This window comes from Clostridium sp. UBA871 (assembly GCF_002295255.1).
GTDB classification, from domain to species: Bacteria; Bacillota; Clostridia; order Clostridiales; family Clostridiaceae; genus Clostridium_J; species Clostridium_J sulfidigenes.
The window spans coordinates 103,649-118,516 of sequence record NZ_DBFV01000002.1 but is presented as its reverse complement, the minus strand read 5'-3'; the positions used below and the strand labels follow the sequence as shown (position 1 = coordinate 118,516).

The following is a 14,868-nucleotide window of genomic DNA, read 5'->3' as shown; positions in this document are numbered from 1 at the left end:
TGCTACTCTCCAAACATATAGCCAATACCAAAAACAGTAATAATATACCTAGGGTTTTTAGAATCTTTTTCTATTTTCTTGCGTATACGTCTTACATTTACACTTAAAGTATTTTCATCTACAAAATTACCATTAACATCCCAAAGCTTTTCTAGAAGCATTTCCTTAGTCATCACCTTACCTTTATTTCTAACAAGTAGTTCTAAAAGCTTATATTCAGTACTAGTTAAATTAATTTCATTTTTTCTTTCAAAAACAGATTTTCTATTAAAATCTACTTTTAAATCTTCATACTGAAAAGTATCTTTAGTTTCTGCTGACTGTCTTCTTAATATGGCATTAATTTTATGCTTTAATATTTCCAAGGAAAAGGGCTTTGTTAAATAATCATCACAACCACTTTCAAAACCTTTAACCATATCCTCCTCTGTATCATTGGCAGTTAAAAATACAATAGGAAAGTTGACACTACCCCTAATATCATCACATAGCTTCAGTCCACTGCCATCAGACAAATTTATATCAAGCAATAAAAAGTCAATATCTTTATTTAAAATTAAATTCTTGCCTTCCTCTTTTGTATAAGCCGAGAGTATATTATATCCCTCTTTTCTTAATGCAAAGGTAACACCCCTATTAAGAATTTTATCATCTTCAATTATTAGAATTGTCCTCATCATACCACCTCTTTTTTCCATTATAACAAAAGTGGCAGATTGTATAAATCTGCCACCTAAAATTAATTTTCTGTTTCTCTTATACGTTCTATTACACTTTTCTTTGAAGATGTTTCAAATACAACGCCAGGTGTAATTAAGCATACTAAAAATATAAATACTACTAAAGTTAATAGTGGCACTGTAGGAAATACAAACTCTGCATAATCTGCAATTTTCTTTGTTAACTCTGCTATTCCGTATATAATTCCTATTCCCAAAGTGAAAATAAATAAAGTAGTTATACTTGCATAATATGCTCCTTCAAAAGTAAGCATCTTTTTAATTTGTTTCTTAGTCATACCCACGCTTTCCATCACCGCAAATTCCTTTAGTCTAACATTAACTCCTGTAATCATTACATTTATAAAGTTTAAAATTCCAATTAATATAAGAATACCAGAAATTCCTCCCCCAAGTATCTTCATTACCATTGATGTACTACTAAATTCTTCTCTAATATCACTTTTGGATTCTAACCATAAACCACGATTGTTAGTTAATGTCTTTAATTCTTGTTTAATTTCAGATTCATATGCATCCTCAACATTTATTTGTAATAAGTAATATACTGCATCTTTATCTAATTTCTCCATAGCTGAATTACTAATATAAATTGTTGGTGCACCCACTACTCCACCTAAGCCATAAGGTAAGTCTCCATTAGCATCACTGATAATTTGTGCTTTATATCTAGCAGTAACCCCTGTATCTTTATCTTTCAGATTGAAATTTTTACCTTTTAATTCAGTATAAAGTGACTTATCCTTTCCATCATAAAATCTTGGCTGAATTAAAGCTAAGCTCCCTTTTTTAAATTCTTCTATATCTATTTTATAATCAGCATATTCATTGTATCTCTCTATAATTTCATCATCTATTCCAAGAATCCAACTAGAATATATATTAGGTTCTTCTTTAATTTTATTTAAAAATGCGTTTAATTCTTCTTGAGATATTCCTCTTTTTATATGTTCTTCTTCAATTAAAGGTAAAAAGAAGTTATTAGTCATGTCTAACTCACCCATACTTACTTTTGTTATAGCTACATTTTTAATTCCTTGCAAACTTTTAATATTATCTACTAAATGTTTATCTAACTTCTCCTTATCAGTATTAATATTTTGAATTTCAAAATCATTTTTATTATACCTATTTATAAAATTATCTACCCCAAGGCTATCTAGAAATGTGTTGATACTGAGAAAAGTTATAATACCCATGAATAATGAAAGAAATACAACTATCGCACGTTTTTTATCACGGAAAACGTTATACCAAGCCATTTTATAAAGCTTTCCTCCATTAGTTGATTTTCTACTTTTCTTTTGTTTCTTTACCTTTGTTCCAGAATATCTTAAAGCTTCCGTTGGCGAAATACTACTAGCAACTTTAGCTGGCTTATTACAACTTAGTATTACTGTTAATAGTGCAAATAGTGCCGCTCCAACAAAAATTAGAGGATTAAAGGATATATTAGCTGGCATTGCGCTTTCATTGTATCTTCCATTCTTAAGAGCACCCATAGCTATTGGTACAATAAAAAAAGAAAATATAGCTCCTAGTATTAAGCCTACAGGAATACCCATTCTAGATAATCTTAAAATTTGCCCCTTAACGATTTTCTTTATTTGTCGTGGTGATGTTCCTATAGTTTTCATAAGTCCATAAAAATTAATATCCTTGATTACGGATATATACATAACATTGTAAATAAGTAAGTATCCACTTAGCACTATAAATAATGCTATTATTATTATTGTAATTACAGTTGCAATTGCAGCACTTGATGATTCTTCACTTATATCATAGCTATATTGGAACTCTTGTCCTTGTTTACACTGAATTTTAGAACTTAAAATATCCGGTGCATTATCCTTTTCACTACTCTTTAAAGTCATAAGAGCAATTCCATCATTCTCCAAGGATAGATTGTTTTTGTTTATAAATTCTTCTGAAACCATTAAATATCCTGTATCTTGAACAATATCATAGTTAGTATAATACCCGCTTAACAAAAATTCCGACTCTTTTGCCCCACCCTTTGTTTCATAGGAAACCTTTATTTTGTCCCCTATTTTAGCATCTTTTAAATTCAAAAATTCTAATGCTTTTGTAGATGCCATGATCTGATTTTCTTCATTAGGATATTCTCCTTCAATATCGCTTATACAAGGAGTTATTTGGTTTTCCCAATCTACTTTATCATGATATTCCATATTTATTTTTGTTTTATTCTTCTCTAAAGAATCTGCCTTAACCCTACCTACATTAATTTCATATCCTAAACTTTTAAATATATCTAGTTTCTTTAATTTTTCATATTGGTCATTTGTTGCTCCTTTTAAAGTTGTAGTAGCCGTTGTACCTTGCATACGTAAATTTAGCACCCTATAGTTTTTAGCGAAACTAATGCCTATACTAAAAACTGTGGAAATCATAAAGGTAGTTAAAATTATAGCAGCAATTGCAAATATATTTCTTGTTTTATTAGTTTTAAGAGATCTCTTAGTTATTCTCTTAACTACTTCCTTATTGTTATTTTCAAACATCATTACTTATCACCTCTTACTACTTCCTTACCATCTTCTATTCTAATAATTCTGTCAGCAAGCTGTGCAATCTCTTCATTATGGGTAATCATAACCATGGTTTGATTAAACTTATTACTAGTCATCTTTAAAAGTCCAATAACATCCATACTTGTTTTACTATCAAGATTTCCTGTTGGTTCATCTGCTAATATTATTGCTGGCTTTGTTGCCAATGCCCTTGCAATTGCAACTCTCTGCTGCTGTCCTCCAGATAAGTTATTAGGCATATTAGTAAGTTTTTCTTTTAAACCCAACGTATCAATAATTGAGTCTACATATTCCTTATCAATCTTTACTCCATCTAACTCTATAGTGAGAACTATATTTTCATAAACATTTAAAATTGGAACTAGATTATAGTTTTGAAATATAAATCCTATATTTCTTCTCCTGAAAATTGTAAGTTCTTCATCCTTCATATCACTTAATTTCTTTTCTAATATATAAACATCACCACTAGTAGGTCTATCTAGTCCCCCTAGCATATTAAGCAACGTGGACTTACCACTGCCTGATGTGCCTATTATCGCTATGAATTCCCCTTCATTTATATCTATACTTACATCATCTAGTGCTTTAACTATATTGGGTTCCTCTCCATAAATTTTGATTAATTTATCTGCTCTTAACATACTCATATTTAATCACTCCATAATAATTATTTCCTATATATTGTATATTAGCATTAACTTCTTACAACCTTCTTACAAAATAGTATTTTTTATCTATGTTTATTTTATATTTTTATGGAAAACATAGTATTATAATTTTAATTTTTACGGAGGTTAATTGAGATCATATGAGAATACCAAATCATATTGGAATAATTCCTGACGGCAACAGACGCTGGGCTTTACTTAATAATCTAACCAAAGATAAAGGATATGAACATGGCATAAATCCTGGTCTTGAAGTATTTAAACTTTGCCAAAAAGAAAATATAAAAGAGTTAACATTTTACGGTTTTACTATAGACAATACCAAACGTCCCTCTGAGCAAAAGCTTGCTTTTATACAAGCTTGTATTGATTCTGTCATGCTTTTAACAAAGGAGGATTGCGAAATCTTGGTTATTGGAAATACTGAATCAAGTGCTTTTCCTAAGGCTTTAATTCCCTTTACAACTAGAAAAAAATTTGGTAATGGTGGTATTAAGGTAAACTTTCTAATCCATTATGGATGGGAGTGGGACTTAAATCTATTAAAAGAATCCAAATCCTCTAATAAACATATTCTACCCTACATACATTCAGAGGATATTTCTAGAATTGATCTAATAATAAGATGGGGAGGTAGAAGAAGACTTAGTGGTTTCTTACCAATTCAGTCTGTTTATTCTGATTTTTACGTAATAGACACCTATTGGCCGGATTTTACTTCTACAGACTTCTACAATGCTTTAGACTGGTACAATGAACAAGATGTTACCCTTGGTGGTTAAAATGAGTTCAATAAAATCATAACTACTGATGGGTGGTATTCATTAAGTAAATCAAATAGATGAAAATATAGAAATAACATATTTTCATCTATTTTAATTAAAAAACGCTCTATATATAAAAACTCGCTCTTCAACTTAATCATTTACACATGTCAACTTTAATCATTATTATCCTGTAACTTAAATTCAATATCTTCATATCATAATAGTGAGATACATCTTTATAAATCATATATATTTATATTAGTGTATTTCAAATTCCTTTTATATTACATACTCCCAAAACATAATCTTAGGAGTAAATATAAAAAGTGAGGTAATATATATGAGTAGTCATAGAAGACGTCATTCTAATTGCAAATGTGATTGCTGCTGTTGTTGTAATATACAGCCATGTTGTGACAGATGTCCAACCTCCTGTTGTACAGGATTTACAAACCGTAATTGTAATTCTAATTTTGGTTGTGATTGTGGTAATAACCAATGGCTAATATGGTTGGTATTATTGGGTTGTGGCGGTTTTGGTGGCTTTGGAAACAACTGCTGTAGACGTGGATTATTCTGGTAGTAACTTAAGGAATTTTCACCCTTGTGGTAATTCATAAATCAATATAAAGAAACACCTGATTAGTTAAAATACTATTCAGGTGTTTTAATTTTTCTCTTTAACATTTTATTTCTGACTAACATCTATTTGTATTTAAAATACATAAATCGAACTTATTAGAATTATCTCATTGTAATAATCTTTATATTCTAATATTATAAATATGGGAATATAAACTAACTTAAAGGAGACATTTATGAAGGAGAATGAAATCACAATTGAAGCGTCCAAAATACTAAGCCTTTCCTTAGATATTGGTGAACATATGCTACGAGTTGGTGGTGAAACTAATCGTGTTGAAAATACAATTATTCGTATTTGTAAGGTTTATGAAATTGACCGTATAGATGTTTTCTCAATAAGATCATTAATTATAGCTACTATAAAAACTAGTGATGAAGAAACTCTAACACAAACACGAAGGATTTACTCCTATGGAACAGACCTTAGTCAACTTGAGAAGCTTAACTCCTTATCTAGATATATATGTCAAACTAAACCTTCTTTCAATGAAATAAAGGGAAAAATACAAGAACTATCAGTAAGTGAGCCCAGTATAAGGTGGAGTTCCTGCCTAGGGTACATACTAGCTTCTAGTGGATTTTCTATCTTTTTTGGTGGTAATCTCATAGATGCTGCTGCGGCTGCAATCATTGGTATCCTTATATTCTTTATTGATACTTTTATCAAAAGAGAAAGCATTAATCAATTAATATATACTTTTGTTTGCTCAATTATTACTGGACTAGCTGCAATTTTATTTACTAAAATAGGAATAGGAGCTAATGTTGATAAAATTATTATAGGAGATATTATGCTTCTTATTCCCGGAATTCCATTAATAAATTCCGTTCGTGATATGCTTTGTGGCGATATTATAGCTGGCCTATTACGATTAACTGAATCCATATTAATTGCCATAGCTATTGCCTGTGGTTTTGCAATTTCATTGATTATATTAGGAGGTATATTGCAATAATGAAGTATTTAATTCAAATCATTACTGCTTACATAGGTAGCCTAGGATTTGCCTTATTATTTAATATAAAAAAGGAAAGAATACTCTATGCATCTATTGGAGGTATTATTACTTGGTGTATCTATTTAATTTCTTTTTATTATTGGAATGATATTTTTATATCTAATATGATAGCTTCGATTCTAGGTACAGCATACTCTGAACTCTTAGCTAGAATTCATAAAGCACCTACAACTGTATTTTTATTGCCCTCTATCGTACCTCTTGTACCTGGTGGTAGCTTATACTATTCTATGAGTTATGCTTTAGCGGGAAATAAAATAAAATTTGATTTTTATGCTCTTAATACACTTAAAACCTCCTTAGGGATTGCTGTTGGAATTATTGTGGTTTCAGTTGTTGTCTATCATTTAACCAATTATAAATGTAAGCGCAGTAAAATATAAATTACATACTAAAAATTTTTTAAATAAAAAAGTCTGTTAAAGTTAATTATTTACTTCAACGGACTTTTATGTGTATAGACTTTTTATATTTCTAGTTTGCTGAACTAGCCGCTGCTGAAGTTGCTGCCATAGTTGCTGCAACGGTTGCCATCTGTTGTGCAATAATAATATTAGTAATATTATTAGATATGGTTCCTTCTAATAGATTATTCTTCATATCACCAATATATTGAAGTGCTACAAAATTTGCAGAAAACATAGCACGTTGCACTTTGCTAATGGAAAATGCTCCAAACCCTTTTTTATCTTTTAGGTATTCTGCACCATTCACTAATTCTTCTGCTATAAGGTTCATATCATTAGAAGTCATGGCAAGAACTCCAAGAGTTGACATTGTTCCGTTATAACGTAATTTATACTTTTTATCCTTTAAGTACTTATATAACTGTAAAACCTTATTACATAATTCATCATCGTCATTATCTGCAAGAAGTAACACAAGTGCCAATGCCTGCATATCATTTCCTCCACCAAGAGTTGGCCTTAATCTATCTTCTATTATTACTACACGTCTGATTGCCAATTCCAAATCAATATCTGTCATTGCCACCATTGCAACATAAATATAATCATCTGTACTTGTTAAAAATGGATGTATTTTACGTAATCTATCATAAAATTCCTTCATACGATTAATAATTCTATTGTATTCAGATTCAGTTTTTATTTTAGCAACCTGCATTGCCGCAATGGTAAGATACTCGGAACCCCGAAAATTCTGTTGTTTCATTTTATCATATAAAATTTGAGTTTTCGTAAATAAGCTCTCTGGATTTTCATCTAAAGATAGCATTGTTGCTATTATTGGGAGAGTAGTCCCTTTAAAGCTAGAAAATATTCCTGTATTCTTCTTAATGTATTCTCTCATTTCTTTTATACGATTTGCATCTAATATACGTTCCTCATTAGTATATAGCATTGAGCATAACATATGTGACAGTTTATAATCCCATTTCAGTACTTTACCTAATTGCATTGTATAATCTACAAATATATCTAATCTGTTTTCAATTCTAGTATTCATTATTTTAATCTTCTCCTTTAATTTCTCATATTGACTATAATCCTACTTCCCACTCTATAATAAAATTGTTATAACATTTCTGTAAATAATTACTATATTCCATATAATTTATTATATCATTTTTAACTCTACTCTTCTATATTTTATTCATAGGTATAACTATAGTAATATATATTCTGTATCTATCTATTGACTTCTATATTTTTCAATGATATGATACATAACATAAAATATCGTATTAGGAGATAAGATTATGAATTTAAAAACGAACCTATCAATTTCAAAATTAAATAATAACTCTTTCTTTAGCTTTTTTAGATAGGTTTGTGTCTATATATCAATTATCATAGATACAAACCACACCAATGGAGTGTTTTGTATCTATGATAGCTAAAGAGTTTATGTTGCAATAAATTTAGCCTCATAGATAAACTATGAGGCCTTTTTATATCCTAGGTTAAGGGTCTCATAGTGTAATCTATGAGTCTTTTTTATTATTATAAATATTTTATATCATATTTCTAGGAGGTAATTAAAATTGCAAAATACTAAAAAAAGAGAAAAATTCTCTAGTAACTTTGGTTTCATTCTTTCATGTGTTGGTGCTGCCGTTGGGTTAGGAAACATATGGATGTTCCCTTATAGATTAGGTGAGAATGGTGGGGCTGCATTCCTAATACCTTATTTTATTTTCGTAGCACTACTAGGAACAGTTGGGTTAATTGCTGAGTTTTCCTTTGGTAGGCAGTTTAGAACAGGGTCAATGGGTGCTCTTCAAAAGATATTTAAAGAAAGAAATATTAAACATGGCTCTATTATATCTATAATTCCAACCTTAGGACTAACTGGTATATTTATGTTCTATACAGTTGTTATTGGTTGGGTATTAAAATACTTTTTCATAAGTTTAACTGGTGAGATATTAACTATAAATATAGAGTCTTACTTCACTACTTTTATAAATAGTAATATTACAGTATTTTGGCATGGTTTAGCTGTTCTTATAACTTTAGTAATAGTTAGTTTTGGGATTTCTAAGGGTATAGAAAAAATAAATAAAATCATTATACCTTTGTTATTTATTATATTTATACTTCTAATTGCCAAATCATTAAGCCTACCCAATTCGATAGAGGGTGTGAAGTATCTCCTTACTCCTGATTGGTCCTACCTTTTAAATCCAAGTACTTGGGTTATGGCTCTAGGACAAGCCTTTTTCACTGTATCCTTAACAGGATGTTGTATGGTTATGTGTGGTAGCTATACAGACGAAAATTTTGATATACCTAATTGTGCTATATCTACAGCATTGTTTGATACTCTTGCAGCTATACTTGCTGCCTTTGTAATAATGCCTGCAGTATTTGCTTTAGATCTAAACCCTACCTCTGGACCTGCTTTACTATTTGTAACTGTACCAAGTATATTCAAGACTATGAAATTAGGACAAGTACTAAGTTCTTTATTTTTCTTAAGTATTATTTTTGCTTCTATTTCATCTTCCATAGCTATGTTAGAGGGACCTGTAGAAGCAATTATGAATTTAACTAAGTGGAGTAGAAAGAAAACCACTTATATTACAGCTATATCGGCTTTTATACTAGCTATACCATTAAGTTTAAGTAGTTCTTTATTTAACAACTTCACAAACTTTATTACCATAGTTCTATCTCCATTGGGGGCATTAATTACTGCTGTTATATTCTTCTACATACTTGATAGAGATGAGACTCTATCTCAGTTAAATTTAGGTTCAAAATGTAAAATTGGTATATGGTTTATGAAATTTGGAAAATATGTTTTTGTGCCAACAACTATTATTGTAATAATTTTAGGATTAATATACGGTGGTATTGGTTAATATATAATATAATAAAGCCTATAGTTTATTTTATTAAAGAAAACTATAGGCTTTATTATAATCTTAGCTAAAATTTATATACTTAATAGTAGATGACCACAAGTCTTTTAAATACCTCATTAATATACAATCATATATCTCTATTCACAAGTAGCTTCATTTGCTTTTATCTCTAGATCTTTTGCTAAATCTCTCATGTCTCTAGCTTTATCTTTTATTTTTTGATCCGTCTTGCTTACGATTACTCTTCCTAACCATAGTTTAGCATTTGTATAATCCCCTATTCTTCTATATAACTCACCTATAATATATTGTAAAGAATAAATATTTAATCCGTATATTGGAGTTCGTTCATTTTCATAAGCAATAACAAATCCTTGAAGTGCTCTTTCTAAAAATGCCTTCTCATCTTCTTTATTTTCTAGAAGTCTATACATCCATGCAATTTTCAAGCAAAGCATTGCCTTTGTACTATCTTTAAATTCTCCTAGCACTGCATTTAGTAATGCAAGTTTATAACGTTCAATTGCGATTTCTTCATTATAAACTTGAGGATACTCTTTACCTTGCCATTGATTGCCTATCTTTACAAGTATAACTTCACGTTTATAGGATTGTATTTTCTGAAAATCACTTTTTAATGCTGCATATCCACATGTTGGACATACCAATACTTCATAAAAGTATGGATTTACCCCCTCATATCTTATAAAAGCATCTGTATCTTTTGATTTTACTTTAGGAACATACGCCTTTACAACTCTACATGTAAAAGCTTTTAAACAAACTGGACAAGTAACCTTCTTATCATAAAGTAATGTATTAATATCAATTTTTGTTGATTTTTTATCCTTTGTTTCTTCATCGTATTTATCTTCTTTTTTTGTATATAACTCTATATCGTCTTCATAATTAAGTCCTAAGCCTTTTAACGAAGAAAAAATTTTAATCATACTAAGTTGCCCCCTACTTTAGTAATGTTCTTCATTTATCATACGCTATAGCATTCTATACTAACAAGTGTATTTAAATATATGTAATTCTACTAACATAACTTCATATTATATCAAACTTATATAAGAAAATAAAGGTTTATTTCAACTTATCATGGATTTAGCAGGTGTTTCTAATCACATTAGGTTCAATAGGTTAGGCTTTCCCCTCTTCAACTATATATCTGCATTTATATTTTCAATTTTCATACAACTCTAGTATAATATATTTAGATGGACAAATAAGGGGGGAATATAATGAAGATTAATGCTGAAAGAGAATTTGAACTACTAAAGAAAATCGGTTTTGTAAGAACCAGTGGCTCAGAGGAAGAGTTAAAAGCTGCTAACATTTTATTAGAGGAAATATCCTCAATTGGCTGTGAAGGACACTTAGAGTCTTTCAAAGCTCCTAGCTCTGTAATTAAAAAAGCTACACTAAAGGTTGTAGAGCCCTTTGAAAAAGAATATGAGATTGCACCATATAACTGCTCAATTGGTACATCTGAAGGTGGAATAACTGCAGATTTTGTATACATTGAAGATGGTTTGGATGTAAATTTAGTTGATCTTAAAGGAAAATTTGTACTAATAAATACTCGTCCAAATCCTAAACTTTATAAGAAACTTATGAATGCTGGTATTGCTGGATATATAACTATGTCTGGTACTGCCATGGATGAAGAAGATAAAACTGATATTTCTATAGCTAGAATCCGTGAAAAGAATACACAGCATGGAAGAATACCTACAATTAACATGCGTATGAAAGACTGCTTCCATATGGTTAAGAACAAAGCTTCTAAAATCCATGTAGAGCTAATCATGGAAGATGTAGATCTAGCTTCTCAAAATGTGGTGGTAACTTTAGAAGGTACTAAATACCCTGAGGAGATAATCTCCTTCGGTGCTCATTATGACAGTGTTCCTTACAGTACTGGAGTATATGACAACGGAGCTGGTTCAGTTATTATAATGGAACTTCTAAGACACTTTAAAGAAAATCCACCAATGAGAACTGTAAAATTTATGTGGTATGGCTCTGAAGAAGTTGGGCTTCTTGGAAGTAAAGCTTACTTAAAAGACCATGAGGAAGAGCTTAAGAAACACCTTCTAATGATTAACGTAGACGTGGCTGGCTCTATTCTTGGAAAAGAAATGGCTCTAGTTACTGCAGAGCAAAGTTTAGTTGATTATATTGATCAAATGGCTAAGATTAAAGGTTTCCCACTTAAAGTAGAACAAGACATATACTCAAGTGATTCTACAGCCTTTGCTGATGAAGGAATTCCATCTCTTACCTTCTGTCGTTTTGCACCACAGGGTGGAGCTTTCATCCACACAAGAAATGATGTTATGGAATATTTAAGTGCTGAAGCCTTAGAATTGACTACTATTATAACTAAAGAATTCAGTGAATCAGTTATAAATTCAGTAGCCTTCCCAATAGAGAAAAAGGTTCCAGAGAACATGAGAAAGAAATTAGATGAATACTTTGATAAAGACCCTAAAAAAGAAGAAACATCTGAAAAGAAATAATAGGGAAAAAAGCTTATATCACGAGATGTAAGCTTCTTTATTTATATAATTTATGTTACTTGTGATATTCTTCACCCCGCGTAAATAACGAGGCAATCTCATCCATCACGTTCTACAAAATATCATTAGTATTTTTTGTTTTCACTTTAATCATTATTTCCTCAAAATCTTATCCATGGATTTTCCTTTTGCTAACTCATCGATGAGCTTATCCAGATAGCGAATTTCCTTCATAATTGGTTCTTCAATATTTTCCACTCGTACACCACAAACCACACCTTTAATTAAAACCCTTTCTGGGTTCAGCTTAGGAGCTTCCATAAAGAAGGTCTCATAGGCTATCTGTTTTTCCAATTGAGCTTCTAACTCTTCCTGGCTATATCCTGTGAGCCAACGGATGATTTCATCTACTTCTGCTTTAGTACGTCCCTTTTTCTCCCCTTTTGTAACTAAAAGAGGATAGATTTTTGCTACACTCATTGTATAGATATTATGTTTACTCATATCGCATACTCCCTTATATAATTTTTTATATTATATCAAAAAAAACTCCAACCTATTAAAAGATTGGAGTTACATTTTTACATCATTTATTACTGACTTTCGTAAATTTAGCATTTATTTATGGTACAATTTATCCTATCACACCCAAGTTCAAAATCTATAACTCATCTTATTCTAATAATTATATCTAAAATTTCCTGTCTCATTAGATGTTGATAACTTCTTAGCAACAATAAGAAATCTATGCTCTGTTCCTTCTATATACCCAATTTCATTGAGTTCTCTCTCTACTTTACATAAGTTTTCAAAACAAGTATCAACGGAAAAACTAGGAAACTCCCATTCTATTATCTTTGCAAAGTATACCAACGCTCCTGTATCATAAAAACATATAGGAGTAAAAGCCTCTTCTGACTTAAGAATTTCAAATCCGTTATCTTTAAAAGCTTTAATATTATGCTTCAAGTCATGAGGAGGATATGATGGCTTAAAATTATTGATTAACTTTTCTGATAAATCAACATTATTTTTTACACCTACTTGTTGAGTAATAAAATGCCCACCTGTCTTTAAGATCCGGTTAACTTCACTAATATCATAGGATTCATGCCTATTAATTATTATATCGAAAGAATCATCTTCAAAGGGCAATACTGCGTCATCAAATACCTGCCTAACTGTTATACCAAGTGGTTTTAGTTTCTCCTGACAAATTACAACATTAGGTGGATATGCCTCTGTTACAGCCGTGTTATAAACTGGATGGTCCAAAGTAAGTAGGAATTCTCCTCCTCCTGTTCCCATATCTAAAAGCTTATGATCTGCTTTTAAATAAGATAATAAGATTTTTTTATAATCCCATGGTATATGTTCTCCATCCCATCTACCATCAAGATATGAGAAATCCCATCCCTTAAAACCTTTCTTTTCCTCACTTTTTAAATAGTTTTTAAACTCTCCTCTATTCATTTAACTACTCCTTTTCATAATATACTAAATATGATAATTTAATTTGAAAAGTAATGCAGTTAACTGATAACAAATATCTTATTACCTCAGCACAATCTGCTATCAGATTATATTAACTGCACTGAGTAGTTACCTAGTTTGTTTCTCATAATGAGTCCCACCTCTTCTAAATACTATAAATAATTTTGAAGTTTTAATTTTCTGTAATTTAAGTTGTTTATATAAATTTTATCATGTAAATTATGTTAATACAAACAATTTATAACATAATATTATATAGAATTATAACATCTATTCTGTATTAATTAGTTACTCTATTTTTAACTACTATTCAATGCAGTAAAGCTTTCAATCTTTTATTCCCTCTCACTAAAAAAATCATCACAAAACTTATCCCACTTTAACTTATATTCTTCATGGGATATTAACTTAAGGTCATATGGGGAATAGATTTTTCTTTTCCTTGCTTCTTCCACAAAGCCCTCTAGGTAATCACCTGATTCTGTCAAATAGCCTTTTACCTTAGAATATCCCTTACTTACTGCATAATAAAGTCTAGTATGTCCATCCAAAGATATAAAAGAATCATTGATTTTTGTTAGAGGAATGATAATATCTTCTTCACTTTTTATGAAAGACTCTATGGCTTTAACTTTGTCTATATCAACGAAAAACTGTGAAGGCTGAATATCCTTAATAGTTATGTGAAATATATTATTGGGGGTAAAAGCTTTTATTAATTCCATATTTTCCTCATAGAAATTAATAATGTGTTCAGAATAAAATCTAAATTCATCTATCAATTGAAATATATCAACTTCCTTATCAAATAATACAATAGCAGAATCTTTATTTATTATCTTAAAACTACATTTATACTTTTCATCAACAATAAAGGCACCATGTTGATTTAAAATAGTTTTATCAAACCTATCATCTTCATAGCTATTAATTCTTTGTATTTTATGGTTCATTTTCTCACTTCCTATCTACTGTTATGTCTACATTTTACACAAAAAATCCTATAATTCCAAAGCATTATAGGATAAAACTATATATGATGAAATCATATATATAATACGATCTCATCTAATCTATAAAAGCATAAATTCCTCCATAACTTCTTCAGCTAATTG

Annotated in this window: 14 protein-coding genes; 6 read left to right on the top strand and 8 right to left on the bottom strand. The window is 30.0% G+C overall.

Features of this window, described 5'->3' with window-relative positions:
• Nucleotides 1-2: 2 nt before the first annotated feature.
• From B3086_RS00670 to B3086_RS00660, 3 genes are read right to left on the bottom strand one after another with little or no spacing between them, the layout of a single operon-like run.
• On the bottom strand, nucleotides 3-698 hold the full coding sequence (locus tag B3086_RS00670) for a response regulator transcription factor (RefSeq protein ID WP_346879083.1): 696 nt from the start codon (nucleotides 696-698) through the stop codon (nucleotides 3-5).
• Nucleotides 699-739: 41 nt separating this feature from the next.
• Entirely contained in the window at nucleotides 740-3,271 is a 2,532-nt protein-coding gene (locus tag B3086_RS00665; RefSeq protein WP_346879082.1) for an ABC transporter permease, read from the bottom strand.
• On the bottom strand, nucleotides 3,271-3,948 hold the full coding sequence (locus tag B3086_RS00660; RefSeq protein WP_346848721.1) for an ABC transporter ATP-binding protein: 678 nt from the start codon (nucleotides 3,946-3,948) through the stop codon (nucleotides 3,271-3,273). Before B3086_RS00660 ends, B3086_RS00665 begins: the two co-directional genes overlap by 1 nt.
• Nucleotides 3,949-4,109: 161 nt before the next feature.
• Between B3086_RS00660 and B3086_RS00655 the strand changes: the two genes are divergently transcribed.
• The 4 genes from B3086_RS00655 (at nucleotide 4,110) to B3086_RS00640 (ending at nucleotide 6,783) form a co-directional block, all read left to right on the top strand.
• A complete protein-coding gene (locus B3086_RS00655; protein WP_035134702.1) occupies nucleotides 4,110-4,751 on the top strand; it encodes an undecaprenyl diphosphate synthase family protein in 642 nt (213 codons plus the stop codon).
• 325 nt (nucleotides 4,752-5,076) lie between these two features.
• Nucleotides 5,077-5,319 carry a hypothetical protein gene (locus B3086_RS00650; protein ID WP_346848720.1) on the top strand — a complete coding sequence of 81 codons (243 nt, stop codon included), beginning with the start codon at nucleotides 5,077-5,079 and terminating at the stop codon, nucleotides 5,317-5,319.
• Nucleotides 5,320-5,554: 235 nt separating this feature from the next.
• Entirely contained in the window at nucleotides 5,555-6,337 is a 783-nt protein-coding gene (locus tag B3086_RS00645; protein WP_346892609.1) for a threonine/serine exporter family protein, read from the top strand.
• The gene (locus B3086_RS00640; RefSeq protein WP_346879080.1) at nucleotides 6,337-6,783 is read left to right on the top strand and encodes a threonine/serine exporter family protein; all 447 of its coding nucleotides are present in this window, start codon (nucleotides 6,337-6,339) and stop codon (nucleotides 6,781-6,783) included. The genes B3086_RS00645 and B3086_RS00640 overlap by 1 nt, the downstream gene beginning before the upstream one ends.
• Nucleotides 6,784-6,874: 91 nt before the next feature.
• On the opposite strand, the gene B3086_RS00635 is transcribed toward B3086_RS00640, so the two are convergent.
• Entirely contained in the window at nucleotides 6,875-7,867 is a 993-nt protein-coding gene (locus tag B3086_RS00635) for a DUF4003 family protein (protein WP_346848717.1), read from the bottom strand.
• 538 nt (nucleotides 7,868-8,405) lie between these two features.
• On the opposite strand from B3086_RS00635, the gene B3086_RS00630 reads away from it, so the two are divergent.
• Nucleotides 8,406-9,728, top strand: coding sequence for a sodium-dependent transporter (locus B3086_RS00630; RefSeq protein ID WP_346892607.1), 1,323 nt, complete (start codon nucleotides 8,406-8,408; stop codon nucleotides 9,726-9,728).
• Between the two features lie 140 nt (nucleotides 9,729-9,868).
• Here the strand turns inward: B3086_RS00630 and B3086_RS00625 are convergent, their stop codons facing one another.
• On the bottom strand, nucleotides 9,869-10,681 hold the full coding sequence (locus B3086_RS00625) for a DUF2225 domain-containing protein (protein ID WP_084178197.1): 813 nt from the start codon (nucleotides 10,679-10,681) through the stop codon (nucleotides 9,869-9,871).
• A 297-nt stretch (nucleotides 10,682-10,978) separates the two neighbouring features.
• On the opposite strand from B3086_RS00625, the gene B3086_RS00620 reads away from it, so the two are divergent.
• Complete coding sequence (locus B3086_RS00620; protein WP_346892605.1) at nucleotides 10,979-12,259, top strand: M28 family metallopeptidase; 1,281 nt, start codon at nucleotides 10,979-10,981, stop codon at nucleotides 12,257-12,259.
• A 153-nt stretch (nucleotides 12,260-12,412) separates the two neighbouring features.
• Here the strand turns inward: B3086_RS00620 and B3086_RS00615 are convergent, their stop codons facing one another.
• The 3 genes from B3086_RS00615 to B3086_RS00605 all read right to left on the bottom strand — a co-directional run bounded on the left by B3086_RS00615 (nucleotide 12,413) and on the right by B3086_RS00605 (nucleotide 14,706).
• Complete coding sequence (locus B3086_RS00615) at nucleotides 12,413-12,763, bottom strand: DUF2200 domain-containing protein (protein WP_346876287.1); 351 nt, start codon at nucleotides 12,761-12,763, stop codon at nucleotides 12,413-12,415.
• A 174-nt stretch (nucleotides 12,764-12,937) separates the two neighbouring features.
• Nucleotides 12,938-13,732 carry a class I SAM-dependent methyltransferase gene (locus B3086_RS00610; RefSeq protein ID WP_346892603.1) on the bottom strand — a complete coding sequence of 265 codons (795 nt, stop codon included), beginning with the start codon at nucleotides 13,730-13,732 and terminating at the stop codon, nucleotides 12,938-12,940.
• 356 nt (nucleotides 13,733-14,088) lie between these two features.
• Nucleotides 14,089-14,706: a hypothetical protein gene (locus tag B3086_RS00605; RefSeq protein ID WP_346876284.1), complete on the bottom strand. Its 618-nt coding sequence runs from the start codon at nucleotides 14,704-14,706 to the stop codon at nucleotides 14,089-14,091.
• Nucleotides 14,707-14,868 lie beyond the last annotated feature (162 nt).

What these genes read in the sequence shown, in the direction of transcription:
- B3086_RS00670 (WP_346879083.1), bottom strand. Translation starts at nt 698, where the DNA reads ATGGAAAAAAGAGGTGGTATGATGAGGACAATTCTAATAATTGAAGAT.
- B3086_RS00665 (WP_346879082.1), bottom strand. Translation starts at nt 3,271, where the DNA reads ATGATGTTTGAAAATAACAATAAGGAAGTAGTTAAGAGAATAACTAAG.
- B3086_RS00660 (WP_346848721.1), bottom strand. Translation starts at nt 3,948, where the DNA reads ATGAGTATGTTAAGAGCAGATAAATTAATCAAAATTTATGGAGAGGAA.
- B3086_RS00655 (WP_035134702.1), top strand. Translation starts at nt 4,110, where the DNA reads ATGAGAATACCAAATCATATTGGAATAATTCCTGACGGCAACAGACGC.
- B3086_RS00650 (WP_346848720.1), top strand. Translation starts at nt 5,077, where the DNA reads ATGAGTAGTCATAGAAGACGTCATTCTAATTGCAAATGTGATTGCTGC.
- B3086_RS00645 (WP_346892609.1), top strand. Translation starts at nt 5,555, where the DNA reads ATGAAGGAGAATGAAATCACAATTGAAGCGTCCAAAATACTAAGCCTT.
- B3086_RS00640 (WP_346879080.1), top strand. Translation starts at nt 6,337, where the DNA reads ATGAAGTATTTAATTCAAATCATTACTGCTTACATAGGTAGCCTAGGA.
- B3086_RS00635 (WP_346848717.1), bottom strand. Translation starts at nt 7,867, where the DNA reads ATGAATACTAGAATTGAAAACAGATTAGATATATTTGTAGATTATACA.
- B3086_RS00625 (WP_084178197.1), bottom strand. Translation starts at nt 10,681, where the DNA reads ATGATTAAAATTTTTTCTTCGTTAAAAGGCTTAGGACTTAATTATGAA.
- B3086_RS00620 (WP_346892605.1), top strand. Translation starts at nt 10,979, where the DNA reads ATGAAGATTAATGCTGAAAGAGAATTTGAACTACTAAAGAAAATCGGT.
- B3086_RS00615 (WP_346876287.1), bottom strand. Translation starts at nt 12,763, where the DNA reads ATGAGTAAACATAATATCTATACAATGAGTGTAGCAAAAATCTATCCT.
- B3086_RS00610 (WP_346892603.1), bottom strand. Translation starts at nt 13,732, where the DNA reads ATGAATAGAGGAGAGTTTAAAAACTATTTAAAAAGTGAGGAAAAGAAA.
- B3086_RS00605 (WP_346876284.1), bottom strand. Translation starts at nt 14,706, where the DNA reads ATGAACCATAAAATACAAAGAATTAATAGCTATGAAGATGATAGGTTT.